Below are 19847 nucleotides of genomic sequence, written 5' to 3' on the forward strand. Positions count from 1 at the left end.
TGAATGTTCGAATATAGTCTTTGGTTTATAGCCCTGTTAGCTGTAGCGCTTATCGTAATTCTTTGGCCGCTTATTTTTCGTCAAAAAAACGCAGACAGTGATGCGGAGCAGGGGATCGCAGAGCAGCTTGCGTTTAATGAGGCGCTATATCGAGAGCGCGTTAAAGACATTGAAGCGCAGCGTAAAACCGGAGAGCTTGACAATGATCAGGCTGATCGGTTGGTCAATGAAGCAACCAAACAATTGGAACAAGATAACGATATCAGCAGCGTCACTAAACGCTACACGCCAAGCCGTCCTTATGTAGGTATTGTGGTAATGGCTATATGCGTCCCGTTGTTGGCCGCTGGTCTCTATTGGTACTATGGTGCTGCGCCGGATTGGGAAATCCATCAACTTCTGCAGCAAAAAGCACTGCTCGATAGCCAGCAATCAACCACAGCGCAACGCACTGAGCCTTCACCACTTGCGTTTGAACTTTATGAAAAGCTATCGGCACGTGCTGATGCACGCCCTGATAACCTCAATAATTGGATTGTATTGGCGCGTAACGCCTATGAAGTTGGTGAGCTATCGCGTTCCATAGAAGCTTATCAAGCCATATTGAACGAAAAACCGGATTCGCCCCAAGTGTTAACCGAATTAGCGCAAGTCGTATTTTTGGGGTCGGGTAGAAAGTTTTCTAGGGAAGTAAAAATTCTGTTCGATAGAGCGATAGAGTTAGATCCGACTAACACCCAAATCCCCGGCCTAGCTGGCTTCGATGCCTTTCAGGCAGGCGATTTCCAGAACGCAATTAGTTACTGGCAGGCGGTACTCAAAATGCTTCCGCCTAATGACCCCAGTTACGCGACATGGCAGCAATCCATCGCTCGAGCGAAATCAGAGCTAGCAAAGACCGGTGTTGAGGTCGCTTCTAATGAGGCTGTTGTTGGTGAAGGGGAGGGCTCATCAGCCCCTAGCGTGGCTGTTAAGGTGTCTTTTGCAGGCGACGCTTTAGGTAGCCTTGATCCAAATACCACCGTTTTTGTCTATGCAAGGGCCTGGCGGGGAGCGAAAATGCCTCTTGCGATGGCGCGTTTACAAGTGAAAGACCTTCCTACTGAAGTCGAGCTAACCGAAGCGATGGCGATGGCTCCACAGATGACAATCAAGCAGTTTGAAGAGTTGGAGGTCGTCGCCAGAGTGTCGCTACAAGGCAGCGCCCAGGCACAATCGGGTGATTGGCAAGCCACCGTAGGCCCCGTCAAAACAGCTCCTAACCAGAAAGTTGAGCTGATTATTAACCAACAAATTCCTTAGCTTAAAAGCACCTTTAGCCGTGCTAAAGGTGTTACAAAAGTGTAAAATCTCAGCCCTTTAGGGGGCAGCCTATTCCGCTTATCGTGAAGCGATATCTCGCACCAATACGAGCAATGGAAGCGCTTGTTGATATCCCAATAAAAATCAAAAAAATCAAGCAGTTAAAGATTAAAGTGAATCTAGTTTATGCGGTTAAAATCGATTAAGTTGGCGGGTTTTAAATCATTCGTCGATCCAACAAATGTGTCCTTTCCGAGCAACCTCTGCGCGATTGTCGGTCCTAACGGATGCGGGAAGTCCAATATTATTGATGCAGTGCGCTGGGTTATGGGGGAGTCGTCCGCCAAGAACCTTCGTGGCGAAAATATGACCGATGTTATCTTCAATGGCTCCGGTGGGCGGAAGCCTGTCGGTCAGGCCTCTATCGAACTTGTTTTCGACAACAGCGAAGGCAAGGTAGTTGGAGAGTTTGCGACGTTCACTGAGATTTCCGTCAAACGCAAAGTAACCCGTGATAGTCAAAATACCTACTACTTAAACGGTAACAAATGTCGTCGTAAAGATATTACGGATTTGTTCCTAGGTACTGGGCTTGGTCCTCGTAGCTACGCAATTATCGAGCAGGGCATGATCAGTAAATTGATTGATGCCAAACCGGAAGAATTGCGTACAACCATCGAAGAAGCTGCGGGTATTTCAAAATACAAAGAGCGACGCAGAGATACAGAGAACCGTATCCATCGTACGTTAGAAAACTTAGAGCGACTCACGGACATCCGTGAAGAACTTGAACGCCAGATCGCTCGATTAGAACGTCAGTCGAAAGCGGCTGAAAAATATACTGAATACAAAGAAGAGGAGCGTTGGCTTAAAGCTCAAAAACTGGCTCTGGAGATTAGACAGCTCGAAGACCATTCCAAAACGACAAAAGATTTAGTTACCGAACTCGAGTTGAAGATCGAGGCTATGGTCACTGATCAAGTGGGTAAAGACACCAATATTGAAAAGCTTCGAACTAATCACACGGAGCTCAACGATACATTCAATGAAGTGCAGGGCCGCTACTACGCAGCGGGTGCTGATATTGCGCGTATCGAACAGAGCATCCAAAACGCAGAAGAGCGCTCACAGCAACTGCAAAGAGATATCGAGCAAGCGGGCCGTGATGCTTTAGAAGCGAGTGAAAATTTAACATCAGATAAGCAAAAAGCCGAAGCCTGGCAGGCTGAACTTTTAGAAATCGAGCCCGAGTTAGAGTTAATTAAAGAGGCCGAAGAATCGTCAACAGAGCTCTTGTTAGAAGCAGAAGATTCAATGCAGCAGTGGCAACAAGAGTGGGATAGCTTTAACCAGCAAGCCGCGTTACCGCAACAAAATGCTGAAGTGCAGCAGTCGCGAATCCAGCACATCGAACAAGTCCAAGTACGATTAATGGAGCGGATTGAAAAGTTCGAAGCAGAGAAGTCCGATATATCTCTTGACGAAACTGATACAGATTTAGAAGCCTTAGAAGCGAAAATAGAAGAATTTGAATTGCAGCTTGAGGAAAAGCGCGAAAAATTATCAGGTATTGCCGATAAAATTGAACAGTTACGGAGTGAATCCCAAGAAACTCAAAAAGCGGCGAACGCGAAACGTGGCGATTTACAGCGTTTGCAAGGTAAGTTGACCTCACTTGAGACGTTACAGCAAGCGGCATTAGGGCAATCGGATAAAACCGTTTCCAATTGGTTGGAGCAGCAGGGTGTCGCAAATAAGCCGCGCCTCGCTGAAGGCATTTCCGTTAACAATGGTTGGGATGTTGCGGTTGAAACCGTTCTTGGAGACACGTTGCAGGCAGTATGCGTCGACGGTGTTGACCCCTTTGCCGAATTGAGTAGTAGTTTAGAAAAAGGCTCTGTTGCTTTCGTTGAAAGCGGAAACCAGACTGTGAGCGGTAGCTTTGAAAAGAGCGCGCGCTTATCGGATCAAATTTCTAGTCAATGGGATCTGTCGGGTTTTCTAGCTGGAATTTATATTGCTGAATCTATAGCCGACGCGATAGCGCTTCGGCAAGGATTAAGTGCTAACGAGTCAGTTATCACCCGCGAAGGTTTGTGGTTTGGTTCAAACTGGTTGCGTGTTGCGAAAAGTAAGGATGCAGAACAAGGTATTTTAGAACGCAAACAAGCAATTGAAGAGCTCCAAGCAACTATTGCCGAATCTGAAGATGGACTTGCAATACTGGAAGAGAAGAGCGATTCGATTCGCGAGAGTTTGCGTGCGTCTGAACTTGAACAAGGTGAATTGCGCGAAGCAATTGACGTCGGTGGTAGTCAGTTAGGCGAACTTCGCTCAGACTATTCGGGCAAGAAGGTCCGTATCGAAGAATCTCTTAACCGTCATCGCCGTCTGGTACAAGATATTCAGGAAGCTAGGGAGCAGATGGAGTCCGAAGGGCGAAATCTAAGTCAGGCTCGCGCCATCCTTTCTGAAGCGATTGAAGAGATGGAGAAAAACAACGGCGAGCGAGAGCGCCTAATGAGTCAGCGAGATCAATTTAGGTCTACGTTAGATCAAGCTCGGCAGAAGGCACGTCACGATAAGGATAAAGCACACGAACTAGCGATGCGCTCGCAATCGATTCACACACAGCTTGAGTCTATCAAGCAAGGTATCGAACGTTTAGAGCAGCAATCGACACGTTTAACCGAACGACGTGAAACGTTACAAATTTCATTGGAAGAATTGCAAGAGCCCTTAGCTCTAAACAAAGAAGAATTGGCCGAGTTGCTCGATAAACGTGTGGATGTTGAAAGCGAATTAAATGATGCTCGGCGTGCGATGGAAGAAGTCGAACATGAGCTCCGCGCAGTCGAACAAGGCAGACATCAAGTTGAACAGCAATTGCAAAATTTGCGGGAACAGCTGGAAAAAGCCCGTATTGAAGCCCAAACATTCCGAGTGCAGCGTGAAAATGCTGATGAGAAATTAAAGCAAGAAGACTTATCCTACGACGAAGTGCTGTCTAAGTTGTCTGACGATATCACTTTACCCTTTATCGTTGAAGAATTAGAAAAGATTGCGACGCGGATTTCGCGTTTAGGTGCTATTAACCTAGCTGCAATTGACGAGTACAAGGTGGAGTTAGAACGTAAAACCTACCTAGATACACAAAATGAAGATCTACAGGATGCGCTCGCGACGCTTGAAGAGGCAATACGTAAAATCGATAACGAAACACGTAACCGCTTCAAGGAAACATTTGAACAGGTGAATTCAGGTTTACAAGAGCTATTTCCAAAGGTATTCGGTGGTGGTAGCGCCTATTTAGAGCTAACCGGCGACGACTTATTGGATACTGGCATCGCGATTATGGCGCGTCCTCCAGGCAAACGAAACAGTACTATTCATTTGCTTTCCGGTGGTGAAAAAGCGTTAACGGCTATTGCGTTAGTTTTCTCTATTTTCCGCTTGAACCCAGCACCATTCTGTATGCTCGATGAGGTTGATGCGCCGCTAGATGACTTAAACGTCGGCCGTTATGCGGCGTTGGTTGAAGAAATGTCGAAGAACGTACAGTTTATTTATATTTCGCATAATAAAATTGCGATGGAAATTGCTCACCAACTCATGGGGGTTACCATGCATGAACCAGGTGTTTCTCGTATGGTAACAGTCGATATCGACGAAGCTGCTCAGTTGGCAGCTGTTTAGTAAGGATTCTAGACGATGCGCGAATGGTTAACAGTCATTATTGTTTTGTTAATCGTCACAGTGGTGTTAGACGGCTTGCGTCGCATGCGTAATAGTCGGCGATCTGCAATCAAAATGTCGTTGAGTATGCATCAAGGCACCAGCAAAGATGATCTCGATAGTTATGGCAGTGAGTTGCCTAATGGTGGCGCGCGTGTGGTCACTGTACGAAAACCTGACGACGCGCAGGAAACAAATCATCGTGTCAAATCTGAACGTCAAGAAAAGGTAAGTCGCACAGGGCGACCCTACCGAATCCCCGAGCAAGTTTCTTTAAATCTTGATGAGCATGTGCCAATGCTGATGGACTCAGTAGCGCAAGAGCACGAGCCAGAAGATAATCAGGCTCCTCACACTGAAGATGTTCGCATCGAGCCCTCTTTTAGTGCCGTCGATGATGAATTAAGTGATGTTGATATCGTTGAACCGGCGCTGAGTGATGATGATGAACCAGCGCAAGAAGAGAAAAAGGTAAAACCTAAAACAACGGAAAAAACAGCGCCGCCAAAGTCATCTTCTCGGCCTCGATCCACGGTAAACGACGAGCAAGAAGATTTATTTGCTCAAGAGGATAGTGACCCTTTGCCAGAGCCAGAGGATGTTTTAGTGCTCAATGTCATGTCAAAAAATGACCAGTTTTTTAATGGCGATGACCTGCTTTCAGTGGTTTTAGCCAATGGAATGCGGTTTGGTTCTATGAATATCTTTCACCACCACGAGTCCGCTAGCGGTGAAGGAAAAATCTATTACAGTATGGCAAATATCGTAAAGCCGGGTGTTTTTGATTTAAACGAGATGCACACCTTTAGAACGCCGGGCGTGAGTTTATTTATGACACTGCCAAACGAAGGTGATAGTAAAAAAGCCTTTGAGGCAATGTTAAATACTGCGCAGGCGTTATCGACAGAGCTCGGGGGTGAGCTGAAAGATGAAAACCGAAGTGTAATGACCTCGCAGACTATTGAGCACTACCGAAGTCGAATCAAAGAATTCGAACGTAAACAGCTATCCAAAGCACCGGCATAACATTTGTTGTACGACACTATCGTTTGAGGTTATCGTTGACTGCGAACTCTTCTTCCGCTGATTTTCCCAAAGACATCGCGCAACGAGCTGATGCTTTGCGCGAAACAATTGATGAGCACAACTACCGATACTACGTTCTAGACGACCCTGATATTCCCGATGCTGAATACGACAGGCTAATGCGTGAGCTTCAGTCGATAGAAAGGGAATACCCCAAACTTCTAACACCTGATAGCCCAACCCAACGGGTCGGTTCAGAACCGCTGGCCGCATTTTCACAGGTGAAGCACGAGCTTCCGATGTTATCGCTCGATAACGCCTTTTCAGATGAAGAACTAGTACACTTCAACAAGCGTGTCTGCGACCGCTTAAAATTTGCTGGTGATATTGAATACGCCTGTGAACCAAAGCTCGACGGTATCGCTATTAGCTTGTTATATGTCGATGGTGTATTAACCCAAGGTGCGACACGGGGCGATGGCGAGACTGGCGAAGATATAACGCAAAATATAAAAACAGTAGGCTCAATACCCTTAAAACTCCGTGGTAAGGGTTACCCTCGATTACTTGAAGTGCGGGGCGAAGTGTACATGCCAAAAGAAAGCTTTAACGCTTTAAATGAAAAAGCACGAAGTACCGGGCAAAAAACATTTGTTAATCCTCGAAACGCCGCAGCGGGGAGTTTACGTCAGCTTGATTCATCAATAACGGCAAGCCGCCGTTTAGAAATGTGTGCCTATAGCGTCGGTAGGGTGGAGGGCGGAGATCTACCTGGCACGCACGCGGACACACTCAGAGATTTAAAGGGTTGGGGTTTTAGAATTAGCGATCAAATGGCTGTTGTTGAAAATATTCAACAGTGCATAACCTACTACAAGAACATGGAATCGCTTCGAGCCAGCCTACCATTTGATATCGATGGTATCGTCTATAAAGTTAATCAGTTGGAGCAGCAGCGAACACTAGGTTTTGTTGCGAGAGCGCCACGATGGGCAATTGCGCGAAAATTTCCCGCACAAGAGGAAATGACCACTTTGTTGAATGTAGAGTTTCAAGTAGGGCGAACCGGAGCAATAACACCCGTCGCTCGATTGGAACCGGTGTTCGTTGGTGGCGTTACGGTATCGAATGCAACGTTACATAATCAAGATGAAATTAAACGTTTGGATGTGCGCATTGGCGATACCGTAATTGTTCGGCGAGCAGGTGACGTTATACCGCAAGTTGCGGCTGTTGTTATGTCGAAGCGTCCTAACACAACAAAAGCTATCGTGTTTCCTAGCCTGTGTCCGGTATGCGAATCACCAGTTGAAACAGTTCCTGGTGAAGCCGTCGCTCGCTGTACTGGCGGCTTAGTTTGCGAAGCTCAGCGAAAAGAAGCCATTCGCCATTTCGCGTCACGGAAAGCGATGGATATTGATGGTCTAGGAGATAAGTTAGTTGAGCAGCTTGTCGATCAAGGTTTGGTTCATTCTGTAGCAGATATTTATAAGCTGACGACAGAGCAGGTGGCTGGCCTTGAACGGATGGGGAAAAAGTCAGCAGAGAATTTAATTGCTGCAATCGATCGCAGCAAAGCGACAACCCTAGCTCGGTTTTTGTACTCCCTTGGCATTCGTGAAGTTGGCGAAACTACAGCGCGCAACCTCGCGGCTGCTTTTGGTAGCCTGGATAAACTGATGACAGCGAACAGTGACGAGTTGCAGGCGGTTAAGGATATTGGGCCTGTCGTTGCACATTTTGTTGAAGAATTTTTTGAGCAGCAAGATAGTCGAGAAGCTGTCGCAGCGTTGATAGATCAAGGTGTGACATGGTCGGATGTTGAGGTGGCGGTTGATGGTTTACCCTTTGATGATAAAACGTTTGTGGTGACGGGTACGTTAGAATCTATGTCGCGCGACGAAGCGAAAGAAAGACTACAATCCCTTGGTGCCAAAGTGTCTGGTAGTGTATCTAAAAAGACCAGTATTGTTGTTGCTGGGCCAGGTGCTGGATCCAAATTAACGAAGGCAGAATCTCTAGGTATTAAGGTAATTGATGAGGGCGCGTTTCTGCGCTTACTCGAGGCCCCCGAAGAGTTTGTCTTTGATGAATAAGTTCACGGTCGGGTTGATGGTGGTGTTTCTATTCATCGTTGTCGGCTGTACTACCTTGCCACCAAAAAATCAAAATAATTTATGCGAAATATTTTACGAGCATGATCATTGGTATAAGCATGCGGTGAAGTCGGAAAAAAAATGGGGTGTGCCAATACCAGTATCGATGGCATTTATATATCAGGAGTCTCGTTTTGTTGCGGACGCAAAGCCACCTCGAACGAAATTTCTTTGGATTTTTCCGGGGCCACGAAAAAGTAGTGCTTATGGTTACCCTCAAGCAAAAGATGAAACCTGGGAGTGGTATCAAAAAGATGCAGACAACGGGTGGGGAGATCGCGACGATTTTTCAGACGCCATGGATTTTATTGCTTGGTACAATGTACAAAGCCATAGAAAGTTAGGGCTATCTAAAACGGACGCTTATAGTTTGTATCTCGCTTATCACGAAGGACATGGTGGTTTTTCTCGAGGAACCTATAAGAATAAACAGTGGCTGCTAAACGTAGCGAGTAAAGTGCAGCGTCGATCTCAACAGTATGGTGCGCAGTTAGCCTCTTGCCGTAAAGATCTCGACAGCGATGGTTGGTGGCCATTTTAGTTATTATGTGTGAATAGTGATTTAGGACTTGTGCCTTTCTCTGGGGATTAGTATGGACCAAGAATCAATCGTTTATGGCTGCATCAAAGATGCAGGTTATTATCATAACGAGCCGGAACGCCGCCGTGTAAACCGTGATGCAATGCTAAGCCTTCCTCATGCGGATGAGTGGCCGTTTTTAAGTCAGGAGATGTTTTCCATTCCTCAAGTCGAAGGCCATTACGGTCAGTATCAAACCGAAGTCATGCACTTTGGCGCTTCCTATAAAGCGGTTGAGTACGAGTGGGAGTTGTGGATAAAGAAATTCGAGGAGCTACTGAAAAACATGTACTGGGTATCTGCAACAGTCCATTTAGAAACAGAGCTTAGTGGTACGCACACATTCACTTGGCAAAGTTTGAAAGATTCCCACACCCCCGGTGATCCGGATATGCACGTTCACTGCGAATGGAGCCAAGAAAACGCAGTAGGTTTTTAGCGTTCTGTCATAATCAGAGGCTCCGGCGTGTTAGCAATGAATCAACTTCGCGAAAAAGCGCAAAACATTCGTCTCGCGCTCTTTGACGTTGATGGCACCATAATTGGCCCCGATGGGCAGTTTTCGCCAAGAACCAAGAATGCCATTAGCGTCCTCCAGTCGAGGGGAGTCAGTACGGCTATTGCCAGTGGCCGTCCACCTTTCGGTACACATCACCTCCAGAAAGCACTGGGCCTTACCTCAATGGGCTCATTCTACGCTGGCGCGATGCTTTTTGAGCCCAGTTCGGGGTATTGTCTGGTACATCACCCGTTAAATAACGAACTTTCTTCCATAGTCCAGTCAGTCAAGGCTGATAAATTGTATCTTGAGGTTTATACTGAGAATCAATATTGGGTCGATTCTGACTCAGAAGTCGCGCGCGCTCACAGCGAAATACTTAGGGTAAAACCCAAAGTTAGCCCGTTTATCGAGTCGGTCATAGCAGACCAACCGGTGATGAAGATACTTATCGGTGCCGAAGACGTAGAGGGAAAGTCTGCCAGTTCTAGACTTAAGGCTATAGAAACGTTGCACCCGGAGTTCAATTTTGCCTATGCAAAAATGGCCTCTCACCCACGCTGGGAGTTTGCTAGTGTCCTAAGCGGAGAAGTGAATAGGGAGATATCTATTGAGCGCATAGCCGATTATTACGGCATAAAATCATGTCAGATTATGGCATTTGGTGATGCTCAATCTGACTTTGCTTTTATTAAGAAAGCAGGGTTGGGCATTGCAATGGGTGACGCTCCGCTAGAGGTTAAAGAAGTGGCAAATTATGTGACGGGCCGAGCTGGCGATGATGGTGTGGCCAATGCAATACAGTCTTTATTTGAATAAGGTATTCAATTAAACAAATATATGAAATCGAATCGGTTGTCTCGCTTAACAATAATTTCCATCGCTGCCATTGCGGGTATCGGATTCATTGTACTATCCATCAAGAGCTTTAACTTTTCAGTCGATACGGTACTTATTCAGCTGATGGCTGTTGTTATTTTGGTTGTTGTACTGATTGCGCTTGCCGCGCTATTCGCGATGTTTGTGCGTTGGGTGCTCGCCAGAATTGAATCAAAAAAGAATAATAATAGTTAACGCTATAGTATAAAAACTACGAGGTTGGAATTTGAATGTCTGATGATAAAACTACGCTCGACGTTATCGAAAGGAGCGTCAAAGATTATAAACATAATCGTGCATTTACATGTTTAGGTAAATCACTTACCTATGGGGAAGTCGATGAGGCATCTAAACGTTTTGCAGCTTGGATTCAAACGCAAACAAACTTGAAACCAGGTGACAGGTTTGCAATCCAGTTACCTAATATCTTGCAGTACCCAGTCGCTCTTTTCGGTGCGATTCGAGCTGGCCTGGTGATCGTTAACGTCAATCCGCTATATACCCCAAGAGAACTTAAGCACCAGCTCAATGACTCTGGAGCGAAAGGTATATTGGTGCTAGCGAACGTCGCCCACACCTTAGCAGAAGTTGTCGAAGAAACTGGAATAGAGCATATCGTAGTGACAGAGGTTGCCGACCTTCACCCACTCTTGAAGCGCATGGCAATGAATTTTGCTCTGAAATACGTTTTGAAAGAAGTCCCGCTTTTTAGCTTTAAGAAATTTACATCTTTTCTCGATACCTTAAAAACACCTAGCTCTTCATTTCAGCGCGTAGAGCGTAGCCCAGAAGACATCGCGGTGCTGCAGTACACTGGCGGAACCACGGGTGTAGCAAAAGGAGCGATGCTTACTCATGCCAACTTGGTTGCAAATAAAGACCAGTTGCTTGAGCGTCAAAGTGGGTTAATCAAACCAGGTGTCGATACTTACGTAGCGCCTTTGCCTCTTTACCATATTTATGCATTTACATTGCATGCGATGTCCGTCTTTTCCAACGGTAATCATAATTTATTAATCCCTAATCCACGTGATATAAACGCTTTTGTAAAAGCGCTTAAAACCGAAAAAGTATACGGCTTTGTTGGTTTAAACACGTTGTTTAATGCGCTGTTGGATAATGAGGAGTTTAAAGGCCTGGATTTCTCAGCCCTCAATATTACTTCTTCTGGTGGCATGGCCCTAGCGACGGACACTGGGCGTCGGTGGAAAGAAGTTACGGGCGTCACGGTAATGGAAGGGTATGGTTTAACGGAAACATCACCCGTTGCTTGTGCGAACCCTCCTGAGGCTATTCAGCTTGGTTCAGTTGGTTTACCCGTAAAAGATACCGAGCTAAAGGTAATAGACGAAGAAGGGCAAACCCTCGGCACCGGTGAAGTTGGCGAGTTATGCATTCGTGGCCCTCAAGTGATGAAAGGTTATTGGCAGCGCCCTGAAGCAACTGAGAAAGTGCTAGATGCAGAAGGTTGGTTTAAAACTGGTGACATGGCAACCATTGCTGAGGATGGATACGTTCGAATCGTTGACCGTAAAAAAGACATGATTCTAGTATCAGGTTTTAATGTTTATCCGAATGAAGTAGAGGATGTGTTGTGCGAGCATCCTGATATCGTTGAAGCTGGTGTGATCGCAGTACCCGATGATAAAAGTGGCGAAGCTGTAAAAGCGTATGTCGTTAGTAGTAATCCTCAATTGACAACCCAAGCCGTTCGCGAATATTGCAAAGAAAACATGGCAGGGTACAAAGTGCCCAAGACTGTGGTGTTTACTGATAGTTTGCCAAAATCTGCTGTCGGTAAAATATTGCGTCGCGAGTTAAAAGCACTGGAAGGAGCTGAGTAATCAGTGGAAGTGGCAGGGCCTGGCAGTAAAAATGCGCTTATTTTATCAGGGGGTGGTGCGCGTGCTGCTTATCAAGTCGGCGTATTAAGTGCGATAAATGAGATCCTTCCAAGTAATTGCCATAATCCTTTCCCAATTATTTGTGGTACTTCCGCTGGTGCAATTAATGCACTGGCGCTTGCCACGCATACTGGAAGTTTTAGAGAGGCCGCCAGTGATCTCGATTCGATTTGGCGACAAATAGCAATCGAAAAAGTCTTTAGGACTGGTTGGTGGCAACATACTAAAGACTTGGGGAGGATATTTGCATCCCTTTTTAACCAAGGGGTTGGCAAAGATCGGCCCTTGTCTTTACTTGATAATACACCTTTAAAAGAGCTTTTACTGGAGATTCTAGAGTTTGAGAATATCCAGAAAGGTATCGATGCTGGTGATCTAGATGCCGTATGTGTTACGGCGTTGGGCTACACCTCAGGTGAATCCGTCAGTTTTTTCGAGGGTAAAGAGTCGTTAGCGAGTTGGCGTAGACATCGGCGGGTAGGGCAGCCAACTAAATTGACTGTGAATCATCTGCTCGCTTCATCTGCTATCCCCACTATTTTCCCAACAGTCAAAATTAATCGAGAATATTTTGGTGATGGAGCGATGCGTCAGCTCGCTCCGATAAGTCCAGCTTTACATTTGGGGGCCACCGGCGTTTTAGTTATTGGTGTGAGTGGAAACCGCAACCCAGCTCATTGGGCGAAAAGACGCATCAAACCTAAACACTCACCATCCATGGCGCAGATCCTCGGCCACATGTTTAACAGCGCATTTATTGATTCTTTGGAAGGGGATATAGAACACTTGGAGCGCGTTAATAAGCTTCTATCTATGATTCCGGGCGATGTGGTGACCGATAGTGGGGCTGTTCTCAAAGAGGTGAAAACGTTAGTCATTTCCCCTTCAAAAGAGTTAGATAAAATTGCCGGCCGGAAGGTGCGTTATCTACCCAGCAGTATGCGTTTTTTTATGGGCGCGACGGGAGCAACTGCAAGGGGTGGCGGCTCAGCAGCTGCAAGTTACTTACTGTTTGAGAAAGCCTTTTGCGACGAGCTTATTGAGTTGGGTTACCAGGATGCGATGTGGGAGAAGGAAGCGATCCAGGGTTTTTTTGGACTTTAACCGAGACGTTGTAAGGTTTGGTAGCGTTGTTGTAGGCCTTTGTCACAATGAGTGGAGTGGTCGGTGCACTTTACCTAACGAGGCGTAATATTGGTTGTTCGATTGTTGTCGTATCTGTTTGTAACTTTGTTGCTAATAAAATCTCAGTGACGATTTCTTCGAAAACGGTAGTTAATACCGAGCTTGAAGGGATATCAGAATATCCATTTTTTTCTAATTTTTTAATTTCTTCAATTTGCTCTTTCGTGAATTGGAAATTGGCTTGTATTTCCATTATTCCTCTCCGGATAAGTACGACGCGTAGCGATAAGCTCTGAGAAAACACAAATGCGTAGTTATAATTCTTTTTAGCATTTCGAATGCAATCGATAATTTATACTTCTATGGCTGGCCGATTTATGTTGGGATAAATTTAGGCCGCTATCGCCATTCCTCATTGCTACGGTCATGTTCTCCTGGTAAGTCATTATCTGCTAGTAGTCGCAGATAGTCGGTAATATTTCTCGAGCAAGGTGTTGCGCAAAATGGCTGTAAGGAAAAACTGATTTTCAAGAGATCACGCGCATAAAAAAACCGCAGCCTAAGCTGCGGTTTTTCTCAACAGTCTGAAGTTAAGCTAGCGCTGGGCTTAACTAACTTCCCGTATTTCGACAGCCGCAATACGCTTCCCTTCATCGGCAGCTTGTTGGAACGCTTCGATTTCGTTGAAGTTTAGATAGCGATAGATTTCAGACGACATGCTGTCAATCTTGTTGGCATACGCTAAGTACTCTTCTGGGGTTGGCAATTTACCCATGACCGCCGCTACAGCAGCAAGCTCTGCAGATGAGAGGTAAACGTTAGCACCATCACCCAAACGGTTAGGGAAGTTGCGTGTAGACGTTGATACAACCGTCGCTCCTGGATTTACACGCGCTTGGTTACCCATACACAGCGAGCATCCTGGCATCTCGGTACGAGCGCCCTTGCGGCCGTAAATCGAGAAGTAGCCTTCTTCCATCAACTGGTGCTCGTCCATTTTTGTGGGAGGAGAAATCCACAGGCGAGTCGCTAATGCATCGTCGGTCGATTCAAGTAATTTACCAGCTGCACGGAAGTGACCAATGTTGGTCATACAAGAACCAATAAATACTTCGTCGATCTTGTTGCCAGCTACCTCTGACAGTACTTTTACATCGTCAGGGTCGTTAGGGCAGGCAACGATTGGCTCTTTGATTTCGTTGAGGTCGATTTCGATGACTTCGCAGTATTCGGCATCCGCGTCAGCTTCCATCAACACAGGGTTCGCTAACCACTCTTCCATTTTGCGCGCACGACGCTCAAGTGTGCGCACATCGCCATAACCTTGCTCGATCATCCAGCGCAACATGGTGACGTTAGAGGTGAGGTATTCTTTAACAGAATCTTCGCCTAACTTGATGGTACAGCCGGCGGCAGAACGTTCAGCGGATGCATCAGAAATTTCAAATGCTTGTTCTACTTTTAGATCTGGTAATCCTTCAACTTCAAGGATGCGGCCAGAGAAGATGTTTTTCTTACCTTTCTTCTCAACAGTCAACAAGCCTTGCTTAATGGCGTATAGAGGAATCGCATTAACCAAGTCACGAAGAGTGATACCTGGTTGCATATCACCTTTAAAGCGAACCAATACTGATTCTGGCATGTCTAGTGGCATTACACCGGTTGCTGCTGCGAACGCGACCAAGCCAGAACCCGCAGGGAAAGAAATACCCATTGGGAAACGCGTATGCGAATCACCACCAGTACCTACAGTGTCTGGAAGTAACATACGGTTTAACCAAGAGTGAATGATCCCGTCGCCTGGGCGTAACGAAACACCACCACGAGTCATAATGAAGTCAGGTAGGGTGTGCTGAGTATCGATATCAACAGGCTTAGGATAAGCCGCGGTATGACAGAAAGATTGCATGGTAAGGTCTGCAGAGAAACCGAGGCATGCGAGGTCTTTTAGCTCGTCGCGTGTCATTGGGCCAGTGGTATCTTGTGACCCGACAGTAGTCATCATTGGCTCGCAGTATGTACCTGCTCGAACGCCTTCAACACCGCACGCTTTACCGACCATTTTCTGTGCAAGGGTATAGCCTTTACCAGAGTCTGCTGGTTGCTCAGGTGTACGGAATAGATCAGAAGCGGGTAGGCCTAAAGCTTCACGCGCTTTTGCAGTTAAGCCACGACCAATGATTAAAGGTATGCGGCCGCCAGCTTGTACTTCATCGAGAAGAACGTCTGATTTTAATTCGAATTCAGAAATGACATCGCCAGCTTCGTTTAAGATTTTGCCATCGTAGGGACGAATTTCGATGACGTCGCCCATGTTGAGCTCTTCAACAGGTGCTTCGAAAACCAACGCGCCAGCATCTTCCATTGTGTTGTAGAAGATAGGGGCGACCTTACCGCCGATACAGATACCGCCACCGCGTTTGTTAGGTACGCCCGGGATATCGTCACCGATGTACCAAAGTACAGAGTTTGTCGCTGATTTGCGCGAAGAACCGGTACCCACGACGTCACCCACAAAGGCAACTGGAAGACCTGACTTTTCGAGGTCGTTGATTTGTTCTTCTGCATTGTGAATGCCTTCGCGAGGTACTTTGTACATCGCTTTGGCGTGTAGAGGGATGTCAGGGCGCGACCAGGCGTCAGGTGCGGGTGAAAGGTCATCGGTGTTTGTTTCACCAGTCACTTTAAACACGATGCTCTTAATGCTTTCTGGCACTTTATTGCGGCCAGTGAACCACTCGCCGTTGGCCCATGACTCCATCACTTCTTTTGCGAATGCGTTGCCCGCTTTCATTTTTTCGTCGACGTCGTGGAACGCGTCGAACATCAGTAGGGTGTGCTTCAACTCTTTGGTCGCTAACGGAGCTAGGTCAGCATCGTCTAACAACTCGGTAAGTGTGGAGATGTTGTAACCACCGTGCATATTGCCGAGAAGTTCAACAGCTTTAGGCTTGTCGATGAGAGGAGAAGTGGCTTCGCCTTTAACAATTGCGGTTAGAAAGCCAGCTTTTACATAAGCCGCTTCATCAACACCGGGTGGTACTCGGTTAGTCACTAGGTCGAGTAGCGTCTCTTCTTCACCAGCGGGTGGGTTTTTTAATAACTCAACCAGCTGAGCGACTTGCTCTGGGTTTAGTGGCTTTGGTACGACGCCTTCGGCGGCGCGCTCGGCAACGTGTTTGCGATAAGCTTCTAACACAATAATGGTTCCTTCTGTAATTCGTTACTCTCTCGGCGGGATCTCCGACGAAAGAGGCTATCGATGACCCACATCGATGGCAGAGGGAGGGGTTTTATGAAAGTAACGGTGACACCGATCTCTCATTCGGGGCGCGTATTCTACAACAACAGGTGTAGCGTGTTAAGTTAGCCGCTACTGACTAATAGCGAGTATTTAGTGCGTTGATGACGCGCTATCCCGCTGCACGATAGAATCACCTCCAAATGTTAGTAGGAAAGGCCACATCGAGCGGTTATCATGCATCGCCTCGACGATAATTCTAATGTTGTACACCATTTTATGTCCGCTCCAGTTAAAACTCCTTGTATTGGAATTTGCTCTACAGCCATCGGCGACGAAGTCTGCAGAGGCTGCAAACGCTTCACTGGTGAGGTTATTCACTGGAATGGTTACAGTAATGCAGAAAAACAAGCGGTTGTGGACAGACTCAACGCGTTGCTCATTCAGGTCCTGCAGCGCAAATTCTGTATTTTCGATGAAGCATTACTCAAAGAGCAGATTCAATTCCAGCAAATTCGCTGCGACTTTACGAAAGTGCCCTATTGGTGGGTGTTTGAGTTGATCCGAACTGGAGCAGGGCAGATTACTGATTTGTCGCTATTTGGTGTTCGACTAGAGCAAGAATATCAACATGCGTCGCTTGTCGATTTAAAGCAGCAAATCGATAACGAATTTTACGAGCTTTCTTGCGCATATTACGAGCGTTATGTCGTTCCCGGTCAGACCGTGTAGTGCTTCCTTACGTTGCTATTAATAAGTCCCGGGGTGTGGTTTCACTAACCCAAAACAAAGGGGCTGAGTAGCTCGCGAGCCTGTTTTGAAAGGTTTTGAATGGTGGTGGAATTGGCTACTTCATGATCCGCAAAGTCAAATGCGGGTGCAACCACCTCACTTATCAACCCATAATCTCCGCTCACTAACATGGATGCCTTCCAGTACCCACCGGGCACGACAAGTTGTAATTGTTCTCCAGCGGCTAAATCCCACCCGAGTGTCACAGTTGATAATTGCCCAGAGGGAGATACTAAATAGTACCGGATCGCTCCTTTGCCATGGTAACAATGGATAATGTCGGATCTATTCCGGTGCAGTACACCAGACGGTGCGTCGCTGGTTAACAGGTAAAAGATGCTGCTAGCAATGGGCGTCTTTTTATTGTTGATCTCTCCGTGAACCTTTGCCGTGTAGGTTCGTCTAAAAAAACCACCTTCTAATGGGTGTGGTTCTAGGCCGAGAAGCTCGATTAAAGAGGAGATATCTGGCTGCTGAATCATACTTTAACTTTGTCCTTCAACTATCTGAAATTTAAAGGAAAAAACTGTTCTGCTTTGATGCTTTGCTGTATCAGTTATCGATGCCTGGAGAGATTGTTTTAAGTGCCTAGGCGGCTAAAACTCAGCGAAAACCTTAACAGAAACCAGTCAGTCCTATACACTATGCGGCCTTTTCCAGGGCCAGCCCCTATTATCTACTGCATTTCCCGGAGATAAACATGTCCCAAGCTTTTATTTGTGATGCTATTCGTACGCCAATTGGTCGCTATGGCGGTGCATTAAGTCCGGTTCGTCCAGATGACCTGGCGGCCTTGGTCATCAAGCGTCTTTTAGAGCGCAATACTTCAGTTGACCAGACCCTTATCGATGATGTGATTATGGGGTGTGTTAACCAAGCTGGTGAAGATAACCGCAACGTTGCTCGTATGGCAGGTTTGCTCTCAGGCCTACCAGTAGATGTGGCTGGAGCGACCATTAACCGCCTGTGCGGCTCAGGCCTTGACGCAGTCGGTACTGCAGCACGCGGTATCAAAACTGGCGAGATGGATTTAGTAATCGCTGGCGGTGTTGAGTCAATGACTCGTTCTCCTTACGTAATGGGTAAAGGTGAAGCGCCATTTAGCCGCAAATATGAGTTACAAGACACCACAATGGGCTGGCGTTTCATCAACCCGTTGCTCAAAAAGCAGTACGGTGTTGAAACCATGCCTGAAACGGCAGAAAACCTCGCGGCTAAATTCAATATCAGCCGTGAAGACCAAGATGCTTTTGCTTATCGCAGCCAAATGCGCGCCGCCGCAGCTCAAGAAAATGGTCGTCTCGCTGAAGAAATCACGGCAGTTGAAGTCCCTCGCCGTAAGCAGGACCCATTAATCGTTGATAAAGATGAGCATGTCCGCGCTAGCACCACGCTAGAAGGTTTGGCTAAATTGCCTGCACCTTTCCGCGAAAACGGTAGCGTAACGGCAGGTAATGCATCCGGTATTAACGATGGCGCTTGCGCGATCTTGGTGGCTTCGGAAGCGGGTGTTGAAAAGCACGGCCTTAAGCCTCGTGCTCGTGTAGTAGGTATGCAAGTTGCGGGTGTCGACCCAAGTATTATGGGTTACGGCCCAGTACCGGCTGTGCAAAAGCTATTGGCGAAAACCGGTTTAACCATTGACCAAATGGACGTGATCGAATTGAACGAAGCGTTTGCGGCTCAAGCGTTGTCAGTCACTCGTGCACTGGGCATTCCAGATGATGCTGAAAACATGAACCCGAACGGTGGTGCGATCGCTCTTGGGCACCCACTCGGCATGTCTGGTGCTCGGTTAGTAACCACTGCGACCCTTGAATTAGAAAAGCGCGGCGGTAAGTATGCGCTTTGCACGATGTGTATCGGCGTAGGCCAAGGTATCGCATTAATTCTTGAGCGAGTGTAGTTTAAGCTCGTTGCGTCGCTAAAAATTGCGCGCTCATTTCATCGTGAGCGCGCATTTTATTGTCCAAATTCAGTATGTCTTTATCCGCTATCCACCAATTCTTGCGCTGCGAAACACCCGATCAATGGGTACAAAACGCGCTAGCAAACCCCGATGTTTTGCTGATTGACCACGCCAACTGTGAGAAAAAGGCGGCAAGTACGGCGCTGCATCTAATGTATCGATACGTCGATAATATGGATTTGCTGAATAAGATGTCGCGCCTGGCGCGAGAAGAATTGCGCCATTTTGAGCAAGTAATTGCAATTATGGAGGCGCGTGGAATTCCGTACCGCCAAATTACGGCTGCACGTTATGCCGCTCATCTACACAAAATGGTGGCGACTCACGAGCCTCAAAAGTTGATTGATACGCTGATTATTGGCGCGATTATCGAGGCTAGGTCTTGCGAGCGGTTTGCTAAGTTGGCGCCATTTCTGGATGCTGAACTAGAAAAGTTCTATCTGTCATTACTAAAGTCTGAGTCACGGCATTTCAAAGACTACCTTGATCTAGCGCAACAGGCTTCTTCTATCGACATCTCGCCTCGTGTTGATGAATTCTTAGACAAAGAAAGGTCTTTGATTGAAAGCGCTGATACTGAGTTTCGCTTCCATAGTGGGCCAGTCGTATCCGGCGTCTAGAATTGGCGGCCTCGCACTC

General features: G+C 46.7%; 16 protein-coding genes. 13 read left to right on the forward strand and 3 right to left on the reverse strand.

What is annotated here, in order from left to right:
- Positions 1 to 3: 3 nt before the first annotated feature.
- The 10 genes from ccmI to ACZ5NB_RS09105 all read left to right on the forward strand — a co-directional run bounded on the left by ccmI (position 4) and on the right by ACZ5NB_RS09105 (position 13185).
- The gene (ccmI, locus tag ACZ5NB_RS09060) at positions 4 to 1302 is read left to right on the forward strand and encodes a c-type cytochrome biogenesis protein CcmI (protein WP_460232927.1); all 1299 of its coding nucleotides are present in this window, start codon (positions 4 to 6) and stop codon (positions 1300 to 1302) included.
- Between the two features lie 186 nt (positions 1303 to 1488).
- Positions 1489 to 4998, forward strand: a complete 3510-nt coding sequence (gene smc / locus ACZ5NB_RS09065) for a chromosome segregation protein SMC (RefSeq protein WP_460232928.1) — start codon at positions 1489 to 1491, stop codon at positions 4996 to 4998.
- 15 nt (positions 4999 to 5013) lie between these two features.
- Positions 5014 to 6063, forward strand: coding sequence for a cell division protein ZipA (gene zipA / locus ACZ5NB_RS09070; protein ID WP_460232929.1), 1050 nt, complete (start codon positions 5014 to 5016; stop codon positions 6061 to 6063).
- Positions 6064 to 6098: 35 nt separating this feature from the next.
- Positions 6099 to 8159, forward strand: coding sequence for an NAD-dependent DNA ligase LigA (gene ligA / locus ACZ5NB_RS09075; RefSeq protein WP_460232930.1), 2061 nt, complete (start codon positions 6099 to 6101; stop codon positions 8157 to 8159).
- Complete coding sequence (locus ACZ5NB_RS09080; protein WP_460232931.1) at positions 8152 to 8760, forward strand: transglycosylase SLT domain-containing protein; 609 nt, start codon at positions 8152 to 8154, stop codon at positions 8758 to 8760. Before ligA ends, ACZ5NB_RS09080 begins: the two co-directional genes overlap by 8 nt.
- A gap of 52 nt (positions 8761 to 8812) precedes the next feature.
- Complete coding sequence (locus ACZ5NB_RS09085) at positions 8813 to 9238, forward strand: hypothetical protein (protein ID WP_460232932.1); 426 nt, start codon at positions 8813 to 8815, stop codon at positions 9236 to 9238.
- A gap of 36 nt (positions 9239 to 9274) precedes the next feature.
- On the forward strand, positions 9275 to 10117 hold the full coding sequence (locus ACZ5NB_RS09090; protein ID WP_460232934.1) for an HAD-IIB family hydrolase: 843 nt from the start codon (positions 9275 to 9277) through the stop codon (positions 10115 to 10117).
- A 21-nt stretch (positions 10118 to 10138) separates the two neighbouring features.
- The gene (locus tag ACZ5NB_RS09095) at positions 10139 to 10372 is read left to right on the forward strand and encodes a hypothetical protein (protein ID WP_460232936.1); all 234 of its coding nucleotides are present in this window, start codon (positions 10139 to 10141) and stop codon (positions 10370 to 10372) included.
- A gap of 35 nt (positions 10373 to 10407) precedes the next feature.
- Positions 10408 to 12021, forward strand: coding sequence for an AMP-binding protein (locus ACZ5NB_RS09100; RefSeq protein ID WP_460232937.1), 1614 nt, complete (start codon positions 10408 to 10410; stop codon positions 12019 to 12021).
- A gap of 3 nt (positions 12022 to 12024) precedes the next feature.
- A complete protein-coding gene (locus ACZ5NB_RS09105; RefSeq protein WP_460232939.1) occupies positions 12025 to 13185 on the forward strand; it encodes a patatin-like phospholipase family protein in 1161 nt (386 codons plus the stop codon).
- A gap of 70 nt (positions 13186 to 13255) precedes the next feature.
- On the opposite strand, the gene ACZ5NB_RS09110 is transcribed toward ACZ5NB_RS09105, so the two are convergent.
- Entirely contained in the window at positions 13256 to 13459 is a 204-nt protein-coding gene (locus ACZ5NB_RS09110) for a hypothetical protein (RefSeq protein WP_460232940.1), read from the reverse strand.
- 354 nt (positions 13460 to 13813) lie between these two features.
- Positions 13814 to 16405, reverse strand: a complete 2592-nt coding sequence (gene acnB / locus ACZ5NB_RS09115) for a bifunctional aconitate hydratase 2/2-methylisocitrate dehydratase (RefSeq protein WP_460232942.1) — start codon at positions 16403 to 16405, stop codon at positions 13814 to 13816.
- A gap of 279 nt (positions 16406 to 16684) precedes the next feature.
- On the opposite strand from acnB, the gene ACZ5NB_RS09120 reads away from it, so the two are divergent.
- Complete coding sequence (locus ACZ5NB_RS09120; protein WP_460232944.1) at positions 16685 to 17179, forward strand: DUF1289 domain-containing protein; 495 nt, start codon at positions 16685 to 16687, stop codon at positions 17177 to 17179.
- Positions 17180 to 17223: 44 nt separating this feature from the next.
- Here ACZ5NB_RS09120 and ACZ5NB_RS09125 read toward each other — a convergent pair whose 3' ends face one another.
- Complete coding sequence (locus ACZ5NB_RS09125; RefSeq protein WP_460232945.1) at positions 17224 to 17721, reverse strand: cupin domain-containing protein; 498 nt, start codon at positions 17719 to 17721, stop codon at positions 17224 to 17226.
- Positions 17722 to 17939: 218 nt separating this feature from the next.
- Between ACZ5NB_RS09125 and pcaF the strand changes: the two genes are divergently transcribed.
- Both pcaF and ACZ5NB_RS09135 read left to right on the forward strand, forming a co-directional pair.
- Positions 17940 to 19145, forward strand: a complete 1206-nt coding sequence (gene pcaF / locus ACZ5NB_RS09130) for a 3-oxoadipyl-CoA thiolase (RefSeq protein WP_460232946.1) — start codon at positions 17940 to 17942, stop codon at positions 19143 to 19145.
- A 74-nt stretch (positions 19146 to 19219) separates the two neighbouring features.
- Positions 19220 to 19828, forward strand: a complete 609-nt coding sequence (locus ACZ5NB_RS09135) for a MiaE family protein (protein ID WP_460232948.1) — start codon at positions 19220 to 19222, stop codon at positions 19826 to 19828.
- Positions 19829 to 19847 lie beyond the last annotated feature (19 nt).

It is taken from the genome of Aurantivibrio plasticivorans (assembly GCF_055392955.1).

Excerpts from the sequence above, each read along its gene's own strand:
- pcaF (WP_460232946.1), top strand. The coding sequence starts at position 17,940 with ATGTCCCAAGCTTTTATTTGTGATGCTATTCGTACGCCAATTGGTCGC.
- ACZ5NB_RS09080 (WP_460232931.1), top strand. The coding sequence starts at position 8,152 with ATGAATAAGTTCACGGTCGGGTTGATGGTGGTGTTTCTATTCATCGTT.
- ACZ5NB_RS09090 (WP_460232934.1), top strand. The coding sequence starts at position 9,275 with ATGAATCAACTTCGCGAAAAAGCGCAAAACATTCGTCTCGCGCTCTTT.
- ACZ5NB_RS09095 (WP_460232936.1), top strand. The coding sequence starts at position 10,139 with ATGAAATCGAATCGGTTGTCTCGCTTAACAATAATTTCCATCGCTGCC.
- ACZ5NB_RS09110 (WP_460232940.1), bottom strand. The coding sequence starts at position 13,459 with ATGGAAATACAAGCCAATTTCCAATTCACGAAAGAGCAAATTGAAGAA.
- ACZ5NB_RS09085 (WP_460232932.1), top strand. The coding sequence starts at position 8,813 with ATGGACCAAGAATCAATCGTTTATGGCTGCATCAAAGATGCAGGTTAT.
- smc (WP_460232928.1), top strand. The coding sequence starts at position 1,489 with ATGCGGTTAAAATCGATTAAGTTGGCGGGTTTTAAATCATTCGTCGAT.
- ccmI (WP_460232927.1), top strand. The coding sequence starts at position 4 with ATGTTCGAATATAGTCTTTGGTTTATAGCCCTGTTAGCTGTAGCGCTT.
- zipA (WP_460232929.1), top strand. The coding sequence starts at position 5,014 with ATGCGCGAATGGTTAACAGTCATTATTGTTTTGTTAATCGTCACAGTG.
- ACZ5NB_RS09120 (WP_460232944.1), top strand. The coding sequence starts at position 16,685 with ATGCATCGCCTCGACGATAATTCTAATGTTGTACACCATTTTATGTCC.
- ACZ5NB_RS09135 (WP_460232948.1), top strand. The coding sequence starts at position 19,220 with ATGTCTTTATCCGCTATCCACCAATTCTTGCGCTGCGAAACACCCGAT.
- ACZ5NB_RS09125 (WP_460232945.1), bottom strand. The coding sequence starts at position 17,721 with ATGATTCAGCAGCCAGATATCTCCTCTTTAATCGAGCTTCTCGGCCTA.
- ACZ5NB_RS09100 (WP_460232937.1), top strand. The coding sequence starts at position 10,408 with ATGTCTGATGATAAAACTACGCTCGACGTTATCGAAAGGAGCGTCAAA.